This is a genomic window from Streptomyces durhamensis (assembly GCF_000725475.1).
GTDB classification, from domain to species: Bacteria; Actinomycetota; Actinomycetes; order Streptomycetales; family Streptomycetaceae; genus Streptomyces; species Streptomyces filipinensis.
Genome location: NZ_JNXR01000019.1, coordinates 1 through 20,289, shown reverse-complemented (window position 1 = coordinate 20,289; position 20,289 = coordinate 1). Strand labels below are relative to the sequence as shown.

The window sequence follows — 20,289 nt, the reverse complement described above, 5'->3', positions numbered from 1 at the left end:
CGCGAACCAGGTCTGCGCGAGAACGGTCACCGGCACCCCCGCGCGCCCCCAGCCGGGCGCTGTGCCAGGCGCTCGGACCCGTGACGGTCGCGCAGGACCCGGACGAGCTGCGTCCCCTGGCCCCCGGCACCCGTGAGCACCACACCGGGCGGCGCTTCCGCCGTCCGACACCCCTCGCCGCGCCCTGCCCGCGCGGACCCTGTCCGGATCTCGGCACCCGGCCCCCCGACCGGCCCGCCCCTGCCTTTAGATGGCCACCACCACACCACCGACGGCGCGAGGAGCGGCACTTGAGCGGGACGGATGCGACGAGGGTACTGGTGATCGGCGGCGGCATCGCGGGCACCGCGGCCGCGCTCGGACTGCACAAGGCCGGACACGACGTCACCGTGTACGAGGCACACCCCGACACGGCGGAGGACATCGGGGCGTTCCTCACCCTGGCGAGCAACGGCATGCGCGCCCTGGCCCAGCTCGACGCCACGGACGCCGTCACCGCCGTCGGTTTTCCGCTGACTTCGCTGCGGCTCCTCGACAGCCAGGGAGCCGAACTGACACACGCGCCGCTCGGCGAGATGGCCGACCCGGGCCTGCGGTACCGCTGTCTGCGGCGCGGCGAGCTGAACGCGGCCCTGCAGGGCGAGGCGGTCCGGCGCGGCATCCGGCTGAGCCACGGCGCCCGTCTGGTCGACGTCACGGACGGCCCGTACGGCGTCACCGCCCGGTTCGCCGACGGCGGCACCGCCGACGCGGACCTCGTCGTCGGCGCCGACGGGCTGAACTCCACCGTGCGCCGGATCCTCACCCCCGGCGTCGGGCCCGCCTACGCGGGGCAGCGGGTCTTCTACGGCTACAGCGGCGCCGCACCCGGCGCGGAGGGCACCGGCGTCATCACCATGGTGCGGGGCAGCGAGACCGCCTTCGGATACGCGGCCTCACCGACCGGGCAGACGTACTGGTTCGCCCGCGTGAGCACCGGACCCCTGCCCGCCGGAGCAGCCGCCCACCATGCCCCGTGGCGCGAGGAACTGCTGCCGCTGCTGCGCAAGGACCCCACGCCCGCCGCGGACATCGTCGCCGCGTCCCAGGGCCCCGTGATGGTCACCAACGCCACCGAGATGCCGCTCGGCGCGGTGTGGCAGAAGGGCCGCACCCTGCTCATCGGCGACGCGGCCCACGCGGCCTCCCCGGCGACCGGCCAGGGGGCCTCCATGGCCCTGGAGGACGCCGTCGTCCTCGCCAAGGCGCTGCGCGACCTGCCGGACCCGCAGGCCGCGTTCACCGCCTACGAGCGGCACCGCCGCCCCCGCGTGGAGCACAACATCACCGTCAGCGGCGGCCTCTCCCGCGGCACCCGCACGCCGTCCGGCCCGGCGCCCGTCGCGGCCCGTCCCGTCGAGCCGGAGGAGGCGCTGCTCCGCCAGCTGGCCTGGGACAGCCCGCTGCCCGCCGACCCGCCCGCGCGACCCTGACCGGCGGTCCGCGAGCGGACGTACGCGCGCGAAAGTGCAAGAGGCGGAGCACCGGAGTCCATTGCCGGGGAAACCGCCGGGCCGGATCGTTCCGTGCAACCGGCCCTTCGGCAACAAGGAGCACAGTTGCGACTCTCGAGCAGCGCAGGCGGCGCCCTGGCGGTGTTTTCGGCGACTGCCGCCCTGGTCCTGGGCGGCGGCACCGCCTCCCCGGCATCGGCCGTGACCCCCGCCGACGCCACCTACACCGTCACCGTGGGGGCCCCGGTGCCCTTCACCCACCCCACGGACACCCCCGCCAGTCCCTACCTCGACCGGGACGGCACCTTCCACTACCAGCAGTCCGCCGCGCTGTACGGCGCCAAGGACCCGCGCACCTGGGACTTCTACACCGGCAAGGACTTCGACACCGCCGCGTTCGACAAGACCCTCAGCAAGGCGGTGAACCCCGCCAACCCCGCGGACCGCAACGACGACACCACCTGGCGCTGCAACAACAGCCCCACCGGCCGCCAGGCGACGTACGCGCCGAGCGGCTCCGGCTACGCGCAGAAGAACTACTGCGACCTGTCCGGGGTGTGGGTCGACCCCGACACCGGTGCCTGGTACGGCCTGGTGCACAACGAGTTCACCCCGCAGCCCTTCGGCGACGGACTCCACTACGACGCCATCGACTACGCCGTCTCCACCGACCGGGGCCGCACCTGGACCGTCAAGGACCACGTGCTCACCTCCCCGTACAGCACCACACGCGGGGACACCGAGGCCTTCCCGAACCAGACGTACTCCTACGGCGACGGCGACCAGCGCCTCTTCGTCGACACCGCCTCCGGCTACTTCTACGTCTATTACGGCTCCCGGATCATCGACAAGAGCGGCGGCTGGAAGGCGTTCTACGAGCACGTGGCCCGCGCCCCGATCGCCGCCAAGATGGCCCCCGGCTCCTGGCGCAAGTGGTACGACGGCGCCTGGTCCCAGCCCGGCACCGGCGGCAGGGAGAGCGACATCGTCCCCGTCGACGCCGGCCACCCCACCGGCTACACCCCCGCCTCGGCCGAGTACGACCCGGCCAACACCGGCACCGCCGCCCAGCAGATCGCGGCCGGCAAGATGCCCCCGACCTCACCGCTGTTCGTCATGAACATCGCCTACGACGCCTATCTCGGGCTGTACATCGGCACACCCCAGGCCGTCGACCAGAGCGGGAACTCCCCGCAGTACCTCTACGCCACCGACGACCTGACCACCCAGAAGTGGCACCTCGTCGGCGACACCGGCGGCTACACCAACGCCTCCTGGTACCGCTGGTTCCTCGACAGCGCCAACCGCACCGGCTCCACGACCGTCGGCCGGTCCTTCCGCTCGTACTGCTCCTTCGGCTGCTCGCACGACTCCTCCGGCGAGTACGTCGACATCACCGTCGACACCGGGAAGCCCGCCGCCGCGCCCGTGGACACCGGCCGCCGCTACCGCATCGCCAGCGGCGCGGGGCGGATCCTCGCCCAGAAGGCCGGTGGCACCGCCACCACCTCGCTGGCCCGGCCCACCCGGTCCGGCCGCGACTCCTGGATCTTCACCCCGACCGGCGACGGAGCCTTCACCCTCGCCAACGCCGCGAGCGGCCGGCTGCTCGGCGTCGACTCCACCTCCGCCTCCGGCCGCGCCTGGGGCGCCCGGCCCACCGTCACCGCGGCCCCCGCCGGCGGGCCATCCGCCGGGCAGCAGTGGTTCGTGCTCCCGAACGCGTCCGGCGGCAGCTACCGCCTGGTCAACCGCTACAGCGGACTCGCGCTCGGCCTCTCGGGCCGTTCCGGCCGGCTCGCCGAGACCACACCGGTGCGCGACTGGACGGACCGTAGCGGGAGTTCCGTGGGAGCCGGACGCAGCGCCGCCGAACAGACCCTGTCCCTCACCGCGGCCTGAGCGCCGCGTACCGTGGACACAGGGGCGCCCAATCCCTGCGGCGGTCAGGGAACTTGCGGTTATCCTGCGCCCATGTCGATCATCAACGGGGAATCCGACGCCCGCCTGGCCGTGACCGCGGCCCAGGCGGGCGCCGCCGTGGTCCGAGAGCTCTACGGCAGCCGGCTCGCACGCTACGACAAGTCCGCCGGAGACTTCGCGACCGAGGCGGACCTCGCCGCCGAGCGGGCCATCCTGGACGTGCTGCGCGCCGCCCGCCCCGACGACGCCGTGACCGGCGAGGAGAGCGGTCGCTCCGGCGCCGCCGACGCACCTCGCCGCTGGCTCGTCGACCCGCTGTGCGGCACCCTCAACTACGCGGTGCGGAACATGCTCGTCGGCGTGAACGTCGCCCTGCGGGAGGGGGACAGGGTCACGGCCGCCGCGACCGCCGACCCGTTCAGCGGCGAGGTGTTCTGGACCGACGGCGACACCGCCCGGGTCCACGGCGACGGCGCCGACGAGCGGCTGACGCCCTGGCCCGGGTCCGCGCTGGTCGACGTCAACCTCGACCCGCCCTTCCCCAACGCCCCCGGATTCCACGCGACCCGGCTGCTCGCCGACCCGGGCTTCGCCGAACGCTTCCGGCCCCGGGTGGTCTCCAGCACCCTCGCCGTCGCCTGGGTCGCGGCCGGACGCAGGGCCGCCTACGTCACCGACGGCGACCTGCGCGACAGCGTGCACTTCGCGGCGGGCATCGCCCTGTGCGAGGCGGCCGGCTGCGTCGTGACCGGGCTGTACGGCGAACCCGTGCTCACCGGCGCGGGCGGACTGGTCGCGGCGGCCGACGCGGAGACCCACGCCGCACTGCTGCAGGTCATCAACCGCCTGGACGGGTAAGAGAGTTGACGGCGTTCTCGACGGATGCCGCGCCGTCTGATTGCCTATCCCGTCAACGCCCTGCCCCTGTCGGACGCCGACTGGCGGGACCACCACGGCGTCCGCTGGCCGGCCTTCGCCGAGGCCAAACGGCGCCACGACCCGCACCTCGTCCTGGCCCGGGGACACGGGATGCGGTTCTGAAGGGTGCCGCTCCCGAAGCGTCGACGGCGACGGCGTGCCCGTCACCGGCCTGGTCTTGTCCCCCCGAGCCGTACCGCAACCCGTCAGCCGTCCGACAGGGTCGCGTGCGGGGTACGCCGGTAGGTGTTCCGGTACAGGGCGGCGAAGCGGCCCGGGTGGTGGAAGCCCCAGCGGGCGGCGATCGACGTGACGGTCTCCCCGCCGCCGGGGTGGGCCGCCACCAGGTCGTGATGGGCGTGCGCGAGCCGTACCCGGCGCAGATGCGCCAGCGGGGTGGTGTCCAGGTGCCGCCGGAACGCGTACTGCAGGGCCCGGGCCGTCACATGGGCCGCCGCGGCGATGTCGGCCACCGTGACCGGCTGACCGGCGTGGTCGTCGATGTAGGCGAGGGCACGGCGCAGCATCTGAGGATGCGCGTCCCTGCGGTCGGTCGCGGTGGGCTCGGTCAGGACGGTGTTAGGGAAGGCGTTCAGGACGCTCGCCGCCAGGTACTGTCCGGCCGTCGCGGCGATCAGCGGCTGGTCGGCGGTCCCGGGATCGCACAGCACATGATCGCGCAGGTGGCCGATCGCGTGACCCAGCTGGCGGGCCGCGACCGCCGAGCGCGGCCGGTGGCCGGTCAGCCGTACCGGTCCTGAGCCGTCCGGACCGGCGGCCACCTGGGCGAGCAGCGCCGGATCCAGCATCGTGATGGTGTAGCGGGCGTGGTGGATCCGCCCCGAGTACGGCAGGTCGGGCGGCGCGAGCAGCACCACGTCACCCGGCCCGAAGGTGTCGTTCTCGACGCCCGGGAAGCCGTGGTCCCGCACCGTTCCCTCGTGCACCACGCACAGACAGACCCGGCCCAGTGGCGTCACCGAGTAGCTCATCTCGAAGTCGAGCGCGAGTTCGTCCACGCTCACCGGGGCGATGGCGCTGCGGCGGATCCGGGTGCGGGTGGCCTCGGGCGTGCTGCTGCCGATACGCATCCTGGCGTAGGCGCGGCTGAGGAAGTCTTCCGTCTCCGCCAGATCCGCGCTGTCGAAGGTGAGCGTGTCCATGCGTCGCGGATGCCCCCGAATCACCCGACTATGTAACACCTGACCAGGCACTTTTCGTTTTCCGTACGGCTGCCTGCCGGGGCGTTCGCCTGGTGGCTGGTGTCGGCCGGGCGGGCCGCGCAGGGTGGCGGCATGATCGGACACGACGAGCAGGCGGACCAGCTGGCGGCACTCCGGGAGGAGGTGGCCCAGCTGCGCCAAGCCGTGGCCTCGCACGCCCTGGTGGACCAGGCGATCGGCGTGGTCATCACCGCCGGCGGACTCCGCCCGGAACAGGGCTGGGAGGTGCTCAAGCAGGTCTCGCAGCACACGAACGTCAAACTCCGCGAGGTCGCCCGCTGGGTGGTCCTGTGGCCCTCCGGCGGCCGGTTCCCCGACGACATCCGCCGGGCCCTGTCCGCGGCGGTGGCCCGCGCCCGGGACGCCGAGCACGCCGCCGCGTCCGCGCCCGAGAGCGCCGGACAGGCCATGCGCTGCGGCCCGGTCGGCTGACGGGGGCGGCCGGGGTTTCGCATGGGCGCCGCGTGCAATGCGAAGGGGGCGCCCCGCGCGCGGGCCGTACCCTGCGCACGCCTGCGGAGGAGGTCCCCCAGGGCCCCGTGCGCCCTCGTGCACGGGGCCCCGGGGGAGTACCCGGGCAGCGCGGTGGAGCACGGCTTCCTCGTCTCCGACGCGGTGGACCCGCCGGGGGAGACCCCGCGGGTCACGGCCCGCCCATGACCGGGGCCGGGCCCTGACCGCAGGGCCGAGAGGCGGCCGTCGCGTGCTCCGCTCCCCGGCGGCCCGTCCGGCGCTGACCGGCGCTTTCGAACTGCGGCGGCCGGGGCCAGCGCCTAAGGTGGCGGTGCGGGCAGCCGGGTGCTTGCCTGCTCGGGTCAAGAAACCGGCCCTGCTGACGAAATCACCCTCGGCAGGGGGTCATTGGCCCTGCTCGACGGTCCCCGGGTCCGGACGGAGGCGTCCGGCGGGCCAGCCGTCCCGGCTACGCGATGGGAGACGGCCCGACTTCACCCCGACCGGAGATCCTGTGCGATTCCCGGTTTCGGACGCACCGGCTCGGGGACCTCGGTACGAAGGCCGCGTCGACCCCTTTCTCCCGATGTGTTCGCGTGGTCGGTCGTATGCCCGGGTGTGGCCACCGCGCGTCGGACACCCCTCTTCGCCGGTGCCGGGCCCGCCCCCGTGACCAGCGAAGGAATGGTGGAGATGAGCGAGACGAACCCGCTGAAGCGAGCGGCGGACAAGGTGACGGACGCCCTGCGCGGTGACGGCACGGGCCCGGAGGAGGGGATCCCCGGCAAGCCCGGTCCCCGGACGCCGCCCGTCGCCGAGCCGACCGAACCCCATGAGCCGTACCCGCCCAAGCCCGACCAGACCGGCCCCGACACCGTCTCGCCCACCGGCCAGCCCACCGGCGCCGACCAGGCCCGGACGGCGCAGAGCGGCCGCTACCTGACCAACGCCCAGGGCACCCGGCTGTCCGACACGGACCACTCGCTCAAGGCGGGACCCCGTGGCCCGGTGCTCCTGCAGGACCACCACCTGCGGGAAAAGGTCATGCACTTCGACCACGAACGCATCCCCGAGCGTGTGGTCCACGCCCGCGGCGCCGGCGCGCACGGGGTCTTCCGCAGCTACGGCACGGCGGCGAACGTGACGAAGGCGGCCTTCCTCGCCGAGGACGTCGAGACGCCGGTGTTCGTCCGCTTCTCCACCGTGCTCGGCTCCCGGGGCTCCTCCGACACCGTCCGGGACACCCGCGGTTTCGCGACGAAGTTCTACACCAGCGAGGGCGTCTTCGACCTGGTCGGCAACAACATCCCGGTCTTCTTCATCCAGGACGCCATCAAGTTCCCGGACGTCGTGCACGCCGCCAAACCGCACCCCGACCGCGAGATCCCACAGGCGCAGAGCGCCCACGACACCTTCTGGGACTTCGTCACCCTGCACACCGAGGCCACCCACCACACCCTGTGGAACATGTCCGACCGCGGCATCCCCCGCTCGTACCGCACGATGGAGGGCTTCGGCGTCCACACCTTCCGCCTGGTCGACGCGGCCGGCGGGACGACGCTGGTGAAGTTCCACTGGAAGCCGAGGCTGGGCGTGCACTCGCTGGTGTGGGAGGAGGCCCAGATCGTCAACGGAGTCGACCCCGACTTCCACCGCCGCGACCTCGCCGACGCCATCGAGGCAGGCGCATACCCCGAGTGGGAGTTCGGCATCCAGACCTTCCCCGACACCCCCGACCAGACCTTCGAGGGCATCGACCTGCTGGACCCCACCAACATCGTCCCCGAGGAACTCGCCCCCGTTCAGCCCATCGGGCTGCTCACCCTGAACCGCAACCCGTCGAACTTCTTCGCCGAGACCGAGCAGGTCGCCTTCCACCCCGGCCACCTCGTCCCCGGCATCGACATCACCGACGACCCGCTGCTGTCCGGGCGGCTGTTCTCCTACCTGGACACCCAGATCACGCGCCTCGGCGGCCCCAACTTCGCGCAGATCCCGGTCAACCGGCCGCACGCACCCGTCAACGACATGCTGCGCGACGGCATGCACCAGACGGCCGTGCACCGGGGAGCGGCCCCCTATCGCCCCAACTCCCTCGACGGCGGTTGCCCGTTCACGGCCGGCGCCGACCTCGCGGCCTACGTCGAGGCTCCCGTACGGGTCCCGGAGGCGACGAAGGTCCGCGAGGCGCCGGCGTCGTTCGACGACCACTTCAGCCAGCCGCGCCGGTTCTGGCTCAGCATGAGCTCCGTGGAGCGTGAGCACATCATCGGCGCCTACACCTTCGAACTCGCCAAGTGCTACGAACAGTCCATCAGGGAACGGGCGTTGCAGGTGCTGGCGAACATCGACCCGGAGCTGTGCGCGGGCGTCGCCACCGGCCTCGGCCTGCCCGCGCCGGGGCCCACCGTGCCGCTGGCCGACGTCGCGCCCAGCCCCGCCCTGTCCCAGGTCGGGCACACCTGGCCCACCGACGGCCGGATCATCGGCATCGTCACCGGCCCCGACGGCGACCTGGACGGGGTACGGGCCGTACGCCAGGAGGTGCTGGACAGCGGCATGGTCCCGCTGGTCGTCGCGCCGACGGGCGGCACCCTCGGGACCGACGGGGACGCGCTGAACGTGCAGCGGACCTACGCCACGGCGCGGTCCGTGGAGTTCGACGCCCTGCTGGTGGCCGGCACCCCGGGCATCGGCACCGACGCCTACGGTGCCCGGGACGCCAAGGCGGGCCTGCCCACCGACCGAAGCGGCACGCCCGACCCGCGCGTGGGACTGCTGCTGGCGGAGGCGTACCGGCACGGCAAGGCCATCGGAGCCACCAAGGGCGCGCAGAGCGCGCTGGAGGCAGCCGGCATCCCCCTCGACGCGCCCGGTGTGATCGCCGGCGACGGCGCCGCCCCGGTGCTGCAGCAGCTCACCCAGCTGCTCGGCTCCCACCGGGTCTGGGACCGCTTCCCGTCCACCGCCTGACCGGCCGCGCGCCGGCGGCCGGGGCCGGGCCTGCGGACCCGCCCCGGACCTGGCCGCCGGCGCACGGCTGTCAGGTCCGGGTGGTGCGGCACAGCAACAGGCAGATGTCGTCGTCGTGTTCGGAGTCGTGCAGCATCGGCTTCAGCAGCGAGTCGGCCGCCGTCTCCAGGTCCTCCAGCTCGGCCGTGCCGAGCGCGCCCATGGCCTGGGCCAGCCGCTCGATGCCCGCGTCGATCCCGGCGGACCGCCGCTCCACCAGTCCGTCCGTGTACAGCGCGAGCGTCGAGCCCGCGGGCAGCTCGACGGTGTGCTCCTCGTACTCGTAGGGCACCGGGACGCCCAGCATGATGCCCGGCTTGGCCTCCAGCACCCGCACCTCGCCCGCCGGGCCGCGCACGACGCCCGGCGGATGCCCGGCGGCCGCCAAGACCACCCGTGCGTCCCCGGGCGTGAACCGGGCGAGGGCGCACGTCGCGTACAGCTCCGGCTGCTGGTGGCGCAGCATCCGGTGCAGCAGGGTGAGGATACGGGCCGGTCCGTTGCCCTCGACGGCGTACGCGCGCAGGGCGGTGCGCAGTTGGCCCATGATGACCGCCGCCCGCAGTCCGTGCCCCGTGACGTCTCCTATCACGGCCAGCACACTGCCGTCGGGCTGCGGGAAGGCGTCGTACCAGTCGCCGCCGATGTTCATCCCGTGCGTGGCCGGCAGATAGCGCGCGGCGAGCGCGAGGCCTCGGGTGGCGGGCAGCTCGGTGAGCTGGGCGCGCTGCAGTTCCTCGGCGACGTTGCGGTGCTGCTGGTACTGCCGGGCGTTGTCCAGCGCGATGCCCGCCCGACGGGCCAGCTCGACCAGCATCACCGTGGTGTCCGGGTCGAATCGGTCGCCGTGCGCGGCCAGCGTCAGCACCCCCTGCACCGCGCGCACACCGAGCGGCAGACACAGCAGCGGCCGGTCCGGCGACAGGGCCGAGGCCGGCAGGTCGTCCACGCCCGGCAGCCCGCCCGGTCGTGGACCCGCGTGCTGGGGCCGGCCGGTGCGGGCCGCCGTCACCGAGGCCGCCGCCCGCTCGGCCGGGGGCGTCCGCTCGTCGTCCACGAGCCACACGTCGACGTGCCGGGCGTACTCCGGGACCAGCAGCTCCGGCAGCCCGCGCAGGATGTCCTCGTGGTCCAGCGATTCGTTCAGGGCGGCGCTGGCGTCGGCGAGGAAGGTCAGCTGCCGCCGGGCGTTCTCCGCCTCCGCGCGGGCCGCCCGCTCGGCATCGAGCAGCTCGCGCTGTGCCAGCGCCGCCGCCTCCAGCTCGGCGTGCAGCGCGAGCACGCCCTGGTTGGTCTGGTGCAGCTCCTCCCGGTGGAACCGGATCAGCTCCTCCGTCTCCGCCAGCTGCGCGAGGACGGCGGCGGCGTCCTCGTCCGCGTCCAGGAGGGCCTCGGCGAGCCGGGCGTCGTCCACGTCGGCGGGCCCGGGCAGCGGACCGGTGACGGGGACGGCACAGGAGAGGGTGCGCTGCCACGGCTCGGGCCCGCACACCTCCACGTGCAGCGCGCCGTCGGCACGAGCCGTCACGGTCAGCTCCACCCGGCCCCCGTCCCGGCAGGGCCGCAGCCGCGCGCCGAGCGCGGCCAGGAAGCGGGTGCGGTCGAGGGCGGGCACCGCGGCGTCCGCGGTGAGCCGCGCCAGCAGGGCACGGGCGCGGGCCGCGTCGGCGGGGGAGGTGAGGGTCCAGGTCTCGGAGGCGGCTGTCATGGGTGCTGGTCCGGCGGTCGGGGGGCCAGTACGGCCACAGTGGTGTCGTCGCGTACGGGGCGGGCGAGACTGCCCGCGTCGCGCAGAACGGCCGCGGCCAGCACCGCGGGATCCCGCGCGAGCAGCTGGGGGTCGTTCGGTGGTGTCCAACGGCTGGGCAGTCCGTCGCTGTGCACGACCAGCAGACTGCCCTGGCGCCACGGCATCCTGCGCACGGGGACGTGCGCCGGGAAGTACGCCCCGACGATCCCCGGATGGGAGACGAGGGACGTCCAGCCCTCCGCGGTACGCAGCCGGGCGCCGGCGTTGCCGATGCCGGCGAAGGCGAGTTCCGCGCGCTCGGTGTCCAGCTGGGCCACGACGACCGCCGCGCCGCGGGTGGGCCGCAGCGCGGTGTGCAGCCGGCGCATCATCTCGGCCGGCGGCAGGTGCGCGGCGTGGCGCAGCTCGGCCACGGCGGCGGCGGAGGCGTGCGCGGCCTTCGGGCCGTGCCCGAGACCGTCCGCGAGGAGCAGGGTCAGCAGGGTGCCGGAGCGCGCCCAGGCCCAGGCGTCACCGCACTGCTCGGCCTCGGCCAGCGAGACGCAGATCCCGCCCGCCGGTGCCTGCGCGGCCGGCGTCCGCGGCCGTGTCCGGGGCCCGGCGCGCTCCGGGTCGATCCGGGCTGTCGCCACCGTCCCGCGGCCCGGCGCGCTGTACAGATGGAAGACGTCGGCGCTGCGCAGACAGCTGCCCAGACCGGCGCCGAGGGAGACGCCTGCGGTGGTGTAGCCGTCCCGCAGCGCCGTGGGGACGTCGGCGATGCCCGGCCCGTGGTCGAGCGAGAAGAGCTGCACCGACAGACCCGGGCCACCGGACGGCGGCCCGACGAGGTTGACCACCATGCGGCCGGCGCCCGCGTGTTTGAGCAGATTGGTGGCCAGCTCGGTGGCGACGAGTTCGGCGGCCGCGGTCCGCCGCGGGCCGAGGCCCGCGTGCGCGCATGCCTCCCGGGCGGCCGTACGGGCATCGCGTACCCGCGTGGAGTCGCCCACCGGTACCTCCCACACCCGGCTCATCCCGCCCCCGCACGTGACGAGGGCACCTGGGCCACCCAGGCGACGGCCGTGACGGTCGTTCCCCGCCCGGGTTCGGTGTCCACGGCGAACTCGTGCACCAGCCGCTTGGCGCCGCTCAGTCCGAGGCCGAGACCGCCTCCGCTGGTGTAACCGTCGGTCATGGCCAGCTCCAGATCGCGGATGCCGGGGCCGCTGTCGACGAAGCACATCTTCAGGCCCCGGCCGCGGCCCTCGTCCAGCGGAGTGATCTCCGCCCGGCCGCCGCCGCCGTGCACGAGCGTGTTGCGGGCCAGCTCGCTCGCCGCCGTGACCAGCTTGGTCTGCTGGACGAGCCCGAAGCCGAGCTGGGCCGCGCACTGCCGCACCTGCTGCCGCACCCAGGCCAGATCCGCGTCCGAGCCGATGGGCAGGCTGGTCGCGGACGCTCGGCCGGACGCACGCATCAGGCCCCCCTCCGGGACAGGAGTTCCAGGGCACGGTCGACGTCGAGGGCGGTGACCAGGCCGGGCAGGGTGAGCCCCAGCTCGACGAGGGTGATCGCCACGGCGGGCCGCATCCCGGCCAGCACCGTACGGGCCGCCAGCAGCCGGGCCGTGGAGGCGATCTCGGCGAGCACCCGGCCGAGGAACGAGTCGACGACGTCCACTCCGGAGATGTCGATCACCACGCCGGTCACCCGGCTGGCGGCGACACGGCTGGTGATGTCGTGCTGCAGCTGTTCGGCCATGCCGTCGTGCAGCTCGCCCTGGAGCGAGACGAGCAGGACGTCGCCCAGGGCGAGCACCGGGACCTGGGCCGGCTGACCGGGAGGGGGCAGGCTCACCGCGCACTCGCACCCGCGTCCGCACGGGAGACCTCGATGCCCTGCCGGCTCAGTGCGTAGGCGAGGGCGTCGGACAGCGAGGCACGGGTGAGCACCGAGCCGAGGTCGATACCCAGCTGCACTATCGTCTGCGCGATGGCCGGACGGATGCCGGAGACGATGCACTCGGCGCCCATCAGCCGTGCGGCGGCCACCGTCTTCATCAGATGCTGCGCGACGAGCGAGTCGACCGTGGGCACACCGGTGATGTCCAGGATGGCGTACCGGGCGCGCTGGTCGACGATGGCCTCCAGCAGCGACTCCATGACGACCTGGCTGCGCGCGCTGTCCAGGGTCCCGATCAGCGGGACGGCCACCGTGCCCTCCCACAGCTTGATCACCGGGGTGGCGACTTCGAGCAGCTGCTGCCGCTGCCGCTCGATCAGCTCCGCGTTCGCGTCCAGCGCCGTCTCCATGACCACCAGGCGCAGTGTGCCCAGCAGCAGGGTCAGAGCCAGCACGCTCTCCTGGGCCTGCGCGGCGGTGGCATCGGGGAACTCCTCGCGCAGCAACTCCACGGCGGGAATGCGCAGCCCGGCCACCTCGTCGGCGATCTGGGACGGCGTCGAGCCGCTGAGGGTCCTCGTCTGCGTCATGCGGCCCAACTGGTCGCGCACCGGGAGGAAACCGGGTGCCGTGATGTCCTCCAGACGTCCGCTCACCGCCACGTCGGACAGGGAGTCCACCACGGCCTTGCACGCCTCGACCGCCTCGTCGCGGGAGACGGTGAAGACCGAGCGGAACAACGGGGCGTCGGCCCAGCGCTGGGCGATCTGCTCCCGGCGCCGCTCCAGGAAGGAACTCACCACCCGTGGCGCCGATCCGGTCGCGTCCTGCTCCGGCACTCTCATCCTCTCCTTCCGCACACCCGGGGCCCGCCGCCTGTCGGCCGGCTCCGAGCCGATCATTGCCGTCCGGCAACGATAGTCCCGCGCCCGCGGCCGGACCAAACCCGTCGCCGGACCTCGTTGCTTCGCTCAACCGGCTTGATGTCCAAGGGACTTCGGGCCGAGAAGCTGCTCGCGGGCACCCGGCCCGGACAGTCGGCCCGGACCGTCCTAGTACGCTGGCGGACGTCGTCCCAGTGCTTGTGAGAGGGGGACCGTGGCCGCATTCCGCTCCCGTCCGTCCACCGACGAGGCCGCCCGGATGACCGCCGCGGCCGCGGAGTTGCTGGAAATGTTGTCCGGGCGGGCCTCCATGGCGCCCGCCTCGGCGCCGCAGGTGCGCGTGCTCCTCGTCCTCGAACACCACGACGGGATCAATCTGCGTACGCTCGCCGGGATCCTGGGCGCCGCGCCCCCGTCCGCGAGCCGGCTGTGCGACCGGCTGCAGACCAGCGGGCTCCTCGAACGCGAGTCCGTCGAGTCCGACCGGCGCGAGGTACGGCTGCGCCTCAGCGGCACCGGCCGTTCCTTTCTCGCCGACCTGCGTGCCCGCAGGGAGGGCGAGATGGCGGCCGTGCTGTCCGCCATGCCACCGGCGAAGGCCCAGGCCCTGCTGGAGGGCCTTGAGGCGTTCTGCGCCGCCGCGTCTTCGCGGGTCCTGGGCCGGGACGACGCGGGGACGGCGGCCGAGGGCGTCGCGGGGAGCCGTGGGACGGCGGGGCGGAGCGCTGTGGCGGGCCGGGTCGCGGGTGCGGATGACGGCGCCGGGGCCGGCCTCGGCCAGACGTCCGCCGGTGCCGAGTGGCCCGGCGTGGCGGGGCGCCGGCCCGCCTGAGCCCTCACCCGCGGCGGCGTGGGCCGCGGCGGCCGACGCCGGGCGAGCGCCGGCGAAGTGCCGTGGTGCCCACCCGGGCCGGACTGAGCGGGACGACCGCCCAGCCGTCCGTACGACGGCGAGCTCGACGCGTCGGCGGCCCTCCGTCGGTACACCTCGTTCTCGTTCCCGCGCACGTCGACATGCTCCTTCGTCGGGCCAAGCGGTCTCGGCCCGGCGGCGGATGCCACCGGGCCGGTGTCGGTGGGCCGACTACCCCGAATCCCGCCGGACTCTCCTGGCTGTTGCCGACGTCACCCGTGCGTGCGATCCGACGGGAACTCCATGAGGCCGGGAACGCCGTGCCCTCTCCTCGCGCCGAGGGGCGGACGGCGTCCACCTGGAGACCGTGCACCGCGCGGCACGGCCCGCCGCCTGTTCAGTCCCGCGCCGCGGCCGGTGCCTCACGAGATGCCTGGACCCGGTCCGGCTGGGGAGCGGAACGGCGGCGCCGGCGCAGCAGCAGGCGTCTGGCCGGGCACTCCACCGCCTCGTACAGGATCCAGGACAGGCCCAGCGACACCGAGAACACGGCCGTGGTGACGGCCAGCCCCGCGAGCAGCCCGAAGTGCGGCTTCGTGCCCAGCAGCTGGGTGCCGGCCCGCAGCACCAGCAGATGGATCATGTAGAAGGCGAACGACAGCTCACCGAGCCGCACCAGCCGCCGGCGCCGCCACAGCGACGGCAGCCCCTGGACGTCCGCGACGGCCGCGGCCGGGATGAGCAGCGTGAACCCGGCGAGGGTGCACAGGGTGGCGGAGTACCCGGGCGTGACCTGAGGGACGAGGAAGTAGCCGATGATCGCCAGGGCGAGCGACGCCTCAAGACCCGGCCCCCGCCACCGGCCGAGCAGCACCAGCCGGGCGGTGACCGCGCCGAGGATGAACTCCGGCAGCCGGGCCGCGGGGAACGAGTACAGCGGGTACGTCCACCAGTGGTGGGCGTCCGCCCGGGCCAGCACCATGACCGCCGCGACCGACAGGGCACCCAGCGCGACCGCACCGCGCGCACCGAGCCGGCGCAGCAGCAGGATCAGCAGGGGGAAGGCGGCGTAGAAGAACGCCTCGCAGGCGAGGGACCAGCTGACCGGGTCCAGCGTCTGCCACCACGGATGCCACCAGGAGTGGAGCAGCAGCAGGTTGGACAGGGCCTGTTTCGGCGTCGGCCTCGGCTGGTGCGCCAGCGAGTACGCCATGACCAGGGCGACGATCAGGGTGACGAGGTGCACCGGATAGATGCGCGCGATGCGCCGCCGCCAGAACGCGAGCGCGCGGTCGCGGGGCCGGGCCGACCAGGTCAGTACAAAGCCGGACAGCACGAAGAAGAACGACACCCCGGTGGCACCGGCACCGAATCCCCAGGTCACGAGGCGGCCACCGGTGCCTCCGAAGTAGCCGAAGTTGTTCACGTGGAGTCCGAACACCAGGAGCGCCGCCATCCACCGCAGCCCCGTGAGGGAGGGCAGCGAGGGCATGGCGACGGCCGGGGAGTCCCTGGCGGTCGTCTCGCCGGTACGGGCGGGCGGCGTCGTCCGGAGCGCCCGGGTCGTCGCCGTGGTCATCGAATCACCTGCCGGAGAGGGTTGGCGTGGGGCATGAAGGGGAACGCTGCCCGTTTATCCCAGGTCCATCACGTCACATGGCAAACATCACACTGCTGCCGAACGACGAACCCCTCCGGATGCCACGGACGGCCGGACCGGGTGCACCCGTACGAGTGAGGCCCCGTGCACCGCCTTGATCGCCCCGCCCCCGGCCCACCGGGCAAACCGGTGACCGCTGTCCCGCGCGTCACCGGGCCCCCGTGCGGCGGCCGTCACCGAGGAAACGGCGATCCCGGTCAACTCCCCGCCATCTCAGGCTGGTTGATGGAGCGGGGGTGAGAAGCACGCGTCGACTCGCTCTCGGCGGCGTGCTCGGGACGCACGCTGAACTCCGGGTTGATCAGCGGGCATTCCGGCTCCGCGGTGATCTCGATCATTCGCTTCCACTATGCGGACGGCCTGTTGACGGCGCTGCCCCGGGGCGGTGTGGAGGTGCCCCGTGACCCCGAACTGGAGCCCGGGGAGGCGGAGCTGGACCCGAAACCCCTCGTGCGCGGCACGAGCGGGCCGCCGCATGTCTGAGTCCGACAGAGCCCCGTCCACGGCGTCGACGGTCAAGCCGCCTGGCCGGCGAGGGCCTTGACGAGCTGATCCCGCGTCATCTTCGACCGGCCCGGCACACCCGCGGCGCTCGCCCGCTGCTGCAGCTCCGCCTTCGACAGGGCCCCGAGGTCCTCGCTCTCCTTCCGCCCGGCGGTCCGTTTCCGGCTCTGCTTCCGTGCGGCGGTCGCCTTCCGGGACGCCACGCTCCCGGCCTCCTTCCGCCCGGCGGTCGGCTTCTTGCCGCCGGCGGCCTCGCGGCCACGGGACCGGCTCTGCTCGACGCTCCGGCTGAGCGCCTCCATGAGGTCGATGACATTGGTCGCCTCCGGCGGCTCCGGTTCGCCGACTACCTCCTCGCCCTTCCGCTTGGCGGCGACGAGCTTCTTGACCCGTTCCTCGTAGGTGTCGTGGTACTCGCCGGGATCCCAGTCGATGGTGAGGGCGTCGATCAGCTGCTGGGCCGTCCGCAGCTCCTTGCTGTCGGCCCTCGTGCGCCGCTCCGGCAGTTCGGGCACCACGTCGGCGGGGTCGCGCACCTCGTCGGCCCAGTGCAGGGTGTGCAGGACGAGGACGTCCTGCTGCGCGCGCAACGCGGTCAGATACTCCTTGCCGCGCAGGGTGAGTGTGGCGATCCCGGCCTTGCCCGAGCGCTCCAGCGCCGCCCGCATCAGCTCGTAGACCTTCACGTACTCCTTGCCGCGCGGGCCGACGTAGTACGTGCGGGTGAAGTACACGGGTGCGACCTGGTGCAAGTCGACGAACCCGGCCAGCTCGATCGCCTTCGACCGCCCGGGCGCGATCTCCTCCAGCTCCTCCGGCTCCACGACGACGTACTCGCCCTCGTCCAGCTCGTAGCCCTTGACGATCCGGTCCGGGGCGACCTCCTTGCCGGTGCGCTCGTTGACCCGCTTGTTGCGGATCCGGTCCGAGGTGCCGCGCTGGAGCTGGTGGAAGTGCACGGTGTGGTCCTCGGTGGCGGTGTAGAGGCCCACGGGCAGGGTGACCAGCCCGAAGGTCAGGACTCCGGTCCAGATCGGTCTCGCCATCGTCTCCCGCCTCCTGTCCGAGGAGCCGTCGTGCTGCTAACGGGCGACCAGCCGGCGCGCACGGCCCGGCGACGCGCCGTCCGCCGGGGTGCCGGCCAGTCGTTCCGCCTGGGCCGCGGTCTTCTCAACGAGCCGCCGGGCCTCACGTACGGCGCGGTCGGCCTGCCGCGCCCGGGCGCGTGCCGCCTGCTCGTCGGTACGCGCCCGCCGCTGCTCCTCCTCGGCGTCGCGCAGTTCCCCGCGCAGGTCGCGCACGCGCTGCTCCGCCTCGGCCACCCGGTCGCCGGTCTGCGCCGCCTCCTGTTCGGCGGCCCGGGCCTCCGCCTCGCAGGCGCGCAGCTCCCGCTCGGCGTCGCGAGCGGCTCTGCGAGCCGCGTCGAGACGGCGCCGGCGTGCCAGCTCGTCCGCACGCTCCTCGGCCTCGGCGCGCCTTTTCCCCGCTCTGCGTCCGCCGGTCTCTTCTGCGTCGGTGCGCCTTCTTCCCGCTCTGCGTCCGTCGGTCTCTTCGGCTTCGGTGCGCTTCCTCGCCTCGCGTCCGTCGGTCCCACCGGGTTCGGTGCGCTTTTTCCCCGTCCCGCGTCCGTCGGCCTCCGCGACCTCGGCGCGTCGTCGCTCCCCGGTCGCGCTCGGGGTGGTGGGACGGCGTGCGAGGACGTCCTCGTCGGCCTCGGGAAACCCGAATGCGGAGCTCAGGGGTTTCACGAGCCGCCCCGCCGCCCATGCGCGGGCGGCCTCGGGGTCGGCGAGCGCGGCGTGCAGGGTCTCCTCGACCTCGCGCCGTACCCCCTCGCCGACCGCGTGCCCGGCCTGCGCGGCCAGCTGGCCCGCCTGCCGCCCGAGCGCGCCGATCACCTCGCTCTGCCGCCGGGCGAGCCTGCGCAGCTGAGGACCGTCCAGTTCACGATGGGCCCGGCGCAGCTCCTCGCCGAGGGCCAGCAGCGGCCCGACCTCCGCCCGCTGCCGGCGCACCAGCAGATTGCTGACCCAGGCGCCCAGACTCGGCCGCCGCAGCGCGCCGATCGCCCTGGCGAGTGCCTGGTCACCGGCCTTGCGGGCGTCCAGGGCCCGACGGTCGCGGGCGGCGACGAACTCCTCCGGCCGCAACCCGTACAACTCGTCGGCGACGGCGTCCAGGTCCACCAGTGCCCCTCTCGACGGCCACCTCGGTGCGGACGTACGAGTTTCTCGCCGTGAGGGGTTTATGTGCCGAGTGAGATGATTTGTGACCTCGGGGCCCGACTGGGAACGGGGGTGAGACATGGCTGAGCCGGCGGCGTCCATGTGTCGAGGGGATGACGCCGCCGGCGTTGGGGAGCCGTCAGTGCCGTCGGCGAGTCAGAGCACCCCCGTGGCCCTGGCACGCCGCGGGCACTGGGCCTGTTGAGCGACCGGGGTCAATGATGCGCGTGTGCGCCGGGGGGTGTCGTTCGCGCAGCGTCCACGTCGATGTGCCCAGCGTCCACGGGTGTCCGGCTCAGCGCCTGTTCCCGTAGCTCGCTGGGCGTGATGCCGTGCGCGGTGCGGAAGGCCCGGGTGAAGTCGCCGGGGCGGAGGTAGCCCCAGCGGGTGGCTATCGCGTGGACGGGGAGATTGCGCAGCCCGGGGTCGGTGAGGTCCTGGCGGGCCTTGGCCAGCCGCTGGTCGCGTACGTACGAGGCCACGGTCAGGCCCTCCTCCTGGAAGAGGCGGTAGAGGTAGCTGCGCGAGATGTGGTGGGCCGCGGCGATCTTCGCGGGGGTCAGCTCCGGATCGCCCAGATGTCGCTGGACGAACGACTTGATGTGCAGGATCAGGGCGCGGGCGTGCGTCTCGGGCGGCAGGTCCGGCTCCGCGTCCAGGGCGTGGGCGAAGACGGCGGTGACGAGATCACTGACGACCCTGCCCAACCGCTCGGCGTCGGCCGCCCGGTAGGAGGAGGTGTCCGACGCCAACTGCACAAGCAGCCCCGCGAGCAGCGCGCCCATGCCCTCACGGCCGGATATCCGCTGTCCGACCACCCCGAACGCCTGGTCGGCCGGGAGATCCACCGCGGTACGCGGGATCTCCACCCCGACGATGGTGACCGGGTCGGGCCCCGTGGATATCTCGTAGGACCGGGACGAGTGGTTCACGTGGAAGTCGCCGATCCGGTACCCCACCTGCTGCCTGCCCCAGCTCGCCGCGCCGTCGCCGCGCCGCAGCAGGGACAGGTGGAACACCTCCGGGTCGGACTGCCGCACGAGCCTCGGCGTCCGACGGAACACCAGGTGGTCGAAGGTCGCGGGCCACACCGCCACCTCGCCCAGCCCGATGACCCGCTGGTGTCCTCGGTAGTCGGCGGTGCGGTCGCTGCTCAGGTGCATCGGCGCGTGCGTACGCCCGAGTTGCTCCGTCCACGCCTCGAAACGGTCGCGCGCCGGCAGTTCCTGGGTGCTGAAGACGGTTTCAGGCAACACGGCGGTAGTCAACCACAGGGCGGAGCGGGGGTTTTCAGGGCCTGGAGGCGACCGCCCCCGGGCCAACCGGCCGTGTCCCGTGCCCCGTTACGACCGGTCGACCCGCGGCACACCGCAGACGACCGCGTCCGTCGGCGAGCTTCCCCGCTCACCCGTTGGGAGGACCGTGCGGCTTGCCGCGCGACCGTCGTCGTCCCGGGGCCACATGATGCGGGCATGCCCCGGACCCTCCCGCCCACCCCCTCCGCGGC

18 protein-coding genes and 1 pseudogene are annotated in these 20,289 nt (G+C 73.6%); 8 read left to right on the top strand and 11 right to left on the bottom strand.

Features of this window, described 5'->3' with window-relative positions; translation table 11 throughout:
* The first annotated feature begins 290 nt into the window (after positions 1–290).
* The 4 genes from IO33_RS0127855 (at position 291) to IO33_RS49530 (ending at position 4,457) form a co-directional block, all read left to right on the top strand.
* Positions 291–1,472: an FAD-dependent oxidoreductase gene (locus IO33_RS0127855; protein ID WP_031169878.1), complete on the top strand. Its 1,182-nt coding sequence runs from the start codon at positions 291–293 to the stop codon at positions 1,470–1,472.
* A gap of 126 nt (positions 1,473–1,598) precedes the next feature.
* Positions 1,599–3,395: an RICIN domain-containing protein gene (locus tag IO33_RS0127850; protein ID WP_031169876.1), complete on the top strand. Its 1,797-nt coding sequence runs from the start codon at positions 1,599–1,601 to the stop codon at positions 3,393–3,395.
* 72 nt (positions 3,396–3,467) lie between these two features.
* The gene (locus IO33_RS0127845) at positions 3,468–4,274 is read left to right on the top strand and encodes an inositol monophosphatase family protein (RefSeq protein WP_031169873.1); all 807 of its coding nucleotides are present in this window, start codon (positions 3,468–3,470) and stop codon (positions 4,272–4,274) included.
* A 24-nt stretch (positions 4,275–4,298) separates the two neighbouring features.
* Entirely contained in the window at positions 4,299–4,457 is a 159-nt protein-coding gene (locus IO33_RS49530; RefSeq protein ID WP_107069388.1) for a hypothetical protein, read from the top strand.
* Between the two features lie 83 nt (positions 4,458–4,540).
* Here IO33_RS49530 and IO33_RS0127835 read toward each other — a convergent pair whose 3' ends face one another.
* On the bottom strand, positions 4,541–5,497 hold the full coding sequence (locus IO33_RS0127835) for an AraC family transcriptional regulator (protein ID WP_031169871.1): 957 nt from the start codon (positions 5,495–5,497) through the stop codon (positions 4,541–4,543).
* 132 nt (positions 5,498–5,629) lie between these two features.
* Here IO33_RS0127835 and IO33_RS44550 point away from each other — a divergent pair, with 132 nt between their 5' ends.
* Together IO33_RS44550 and IO33_RS0127820 are read left to right on the top strand one after the other, a co-directional pair.
* Positions 5,630–5,989, top strand: a complete 360-nt coding sequence (locus tag IO33_RS44550) for an ANTAR domain-containing protein (RefSeq protein ID WP_037686136.1) — start codon at positions 5,630–5,632, stop codon at positions 5,987–5,989.
* 714 nt (positions 5,990–6,703) lie between these two features.
* The gene (locus IO33_RS0127820; protein ID WP_031169867.1) at positions 6,704–8,983 is read left to right on the top strand and encodes a catalase; all 2,280 of its coding nucleotides are present in this window, start codon (positions 6,704–6,706) and stop codon (positions 8,981–8,983) included.
* 70 nt (positions 8,984–9,053) lie between these two features.
* Here IO33_RS0127820 and IO33_RS0127815 read toward each other — a convergent pair whose 3' ends face one another.
* The 5 genes from IO33_RS0127815 to IO33_RS0127795 are packed head-to-tail and all read right to left on the bottom strand — an operon-like array spanning position 9,054 to position 13,501.
* On the bottom strand, positions 9,054–10,730 hold the full coding sequence (locus IO33_RS0127815) for a PP2C family protein-serine/threonine phosphatase (protein WP_031169865.1): 1,677 nt from the start codon (positions 10,728–10,730) through the stop codon (positions 9,054–9,056).
* On the bottom strand, positions 10,727–11,788 hold the full coding sequence (locus tag IO33_RS0127810; RefSeq protein WP_031169862.1) for an ATP-binding SpoIIE family protein phosphatase: 1,062 nt from the start codon (positions 11,786–11,788) through the stop codon (positions 10,727–10,729). Before IO33_RS0127810 ends, IO33_RS0127815 begins: the two co-directional genes overlap by 4 nt.
* Positions 11,785–12,231, bottom strand: a complete 447-nt coding sequence (locus tag IO33_RS0127805) for an anti-sigma regulatory factor (protein WP_031169860.1) — start codon at positions 12,229–12,231, stop codon at positions 11,785–11,787. The genes IO33_RS0127810 and IO33_RS0127805 overlap by 4 nt, the downstream gene beginning before the upstream one ends.
* Entirely contained in the window at positions 12,231–12,611 is a 381-nt protein-coding gene (locus IO33_RS0127800; protein ID WP_031169858.1) for an STAS domain-containing protein, read from the bottom strand. The genes IO33_RS0127805 and IO33_RS0127800 overlap by 1 nt, the downstream gene beginning before the upstream one ends.
* Complete coding sequence (locus tag IO33_RS0127795) at positions 12,608–13,501, bottom strand: STAS domain-containing protein (protein ID WP_031169856.1); 894 nt, start codon at positions 13,499–13,501, stop codon at positions 12,608–12,610. The genes IO33_RS0127800 and IO33_RS0127795 overlap by 4 nt, the downstream gene beginning before the upstream one ends.
* A gap of 298 nt (positions 13,502–13,799) precedes the next feature.
* On the opposite strand from IO33_RS0127795, the pseudogene IO33_RS0127790 reads away from it, so the two are divergent.
* Positions 13,800–14,213: pseudogene (locus IO33_RS0127790) on the top strand (MarR family winged helix-turn-helix transcriptional regulator); the annotation flags it as partial.
* A 577-nt stretch (positions 14,214–14,790) separates the two neighbouring features.
* On the opposite strand, the gene IO33_RS0127785 reads toward IO33_RS0127790, so the two are convergent.
* On the bottom strand, positions 14,791–15,972 hold the full coding sequence (locus IO33_RS0127785; RefSeq protein ID WP_031169852.1) for an acyltransferase family protein: 1,182 nt from the start codon (positions 15,970–15,972) through the stop codon (positions 14,791–14,793).
* A 278-nt stretch (positions 15,973–16,250) separates the two neighbouring features.
* A complete protein-coding gene (locus tag IO33_RS50540) occupies positions 16,251–16,391 on the bottom strand; it encodes a hypothetical protein (protein WP_157857916.1) in 141 nt (46 codons plus the stop codon).
* Here IO33_RS50540 and IO33_RS0127780 point away from each other — a divergent pair.
* Entirely contained in the window at positions 16,378–16,536 is a 159-nt protein-coding gene (locus IO33_RS0127780) for a hypothetical protein (protein WP_157857915.1), read from the top strand. The two genes, IO33_RS50540 and IO33_RS0127780, sit on opposite strands and share 14 nt — an antisense overlap.
* 32 nt (positions 16,537–16,568) lie before the next feature.
* On the opposite strand, the gene ku is transcribed toward IO33_RS0127780, so the two are convergent.
* The 3 genes from ku to IO33_RS0127765 all read right to left on the bottom strand — a co-directional run bounded on the left by ku (position 16,569) and on the right by IO33_RS0127765 (position 20,038).
* Complete coding sequence (gene ku / locus IO33_RS0127775; protein ID WP_031169849.1) at positions 16,569–17,603, bottom strand: non-homologous end joining protein Ku; 1,035 nt, start codon at positions 17,601–17,603, stop codon at positions 16,569–16,571.
* Positions 17,604–17,639: 36 nt separating this feature from the next.
* A complete protein-coding gene (locus IO33_RS0127770; RefSeq protein ID WP_031169847.1) occupies positions 17,640–18,743 on the bottom strand; it encodes a hypothetical protein in 1,104 nt (367 codons plus the stop codon).
* A gap of 254 nt (positions 18,744–18,997) precedes the next feature.
* Positions 18,998–20,038 carry a helix-turn-helix domain-containing protein gene (locus IO33_RS0127765; RefSeq protein WP_063765790.1) on the bottom strand — a complete coding sequence of 347 codons (1,041 nt, stop codon included), beginning with the start codon at positions 20,036–20,038 and terminating at the stop codon, positions 18,998–19,000.
* Positions 20,039–20,289 lie beyond the last annotated feature (251 nt).

Coding starts and splice junctions, on each gene's coding strand:
- IO33_RS0127845 (WP_031169873.1), top strand. CDS start 3,468: ATGTCGATCATCAACGGGGAATCCGACGCCCGCCTGGCCGTGACCGCG.
- IO33_RS49530 (WP_107069388.1), top strand. CDS start 4,299: ATGCCGCGCCGTCTGATTGCCTATCCCGTCAACGCCCTGCCCCTGTCG.
- IO33_RS0127835 (WP_031169871.1), bottom strand. CDS start 5,497: ATGGACACGCTCACCTTCGACAGCGCGGATCTGGCGGAGACGGAAGAC.
- IO33_RS44550 (WP_037686136.1), top strand. CDS start 5,630: ATGATCGGACACGACGAGCAGGCGGACCAGCTGGCGGCACTCCGGGAG.
- IO33_RS0127820 (WP_031169867.1), top strand. CDS start 6,704: ATGAGCGAGACGAACCCGCTGAAGCGAGCGGCGGACAAGGTGACGGAC.
- IO33_RS0127815 (WP_031169865.1), bottom strand. CDS start 10,730: ATGACAGCCGCCTCCGAGACCTGGACCCTCACCTCCCCCGCCGACGCG.
- IO33_RS0127810 (WP_031169862.1), bottom strand. CDS start 11,788: ATGAGCCGGGTGTGGGAGGTACCGGTGGGCGACTCCACGCGGGTACGC.
- IO33_RS0127805 (WP_031169860.1), bottom strand. CDS start 12,231: ATGCGTGCGTCCGGCCGAGCGTCCGCGACCAGCCTGCCCATCGGCTCG.
- IO33_RS0127795 (WP_031169856.1), bottom strand. CDS start 13,501: ATGAGAGTGCCGGAGCAGGACGCGACCGGATCGGCGCCACGGGTGGTG.
- IO33_RS0127785 (WP_031169852.1), bottom strand. CDS start 15,972: ATGACCACGGCGACGACCCGGGCGCTCCGGACGACGCCGCCCGCCCGT.
- IO33_RS50540 (WP_157857916.1), bottom strand. CDS start 16,391: ATGATCGAGATCACCGCGGAGCCGGAATGCCCGCTGATCAACCCGGAG.
- ku (WP_031169849.1), bottom strand. CDS start 17,603: ATGGCGAGACCGATCTGGACCGGAGTCCTGACCTTCGGGCTGGTCACC.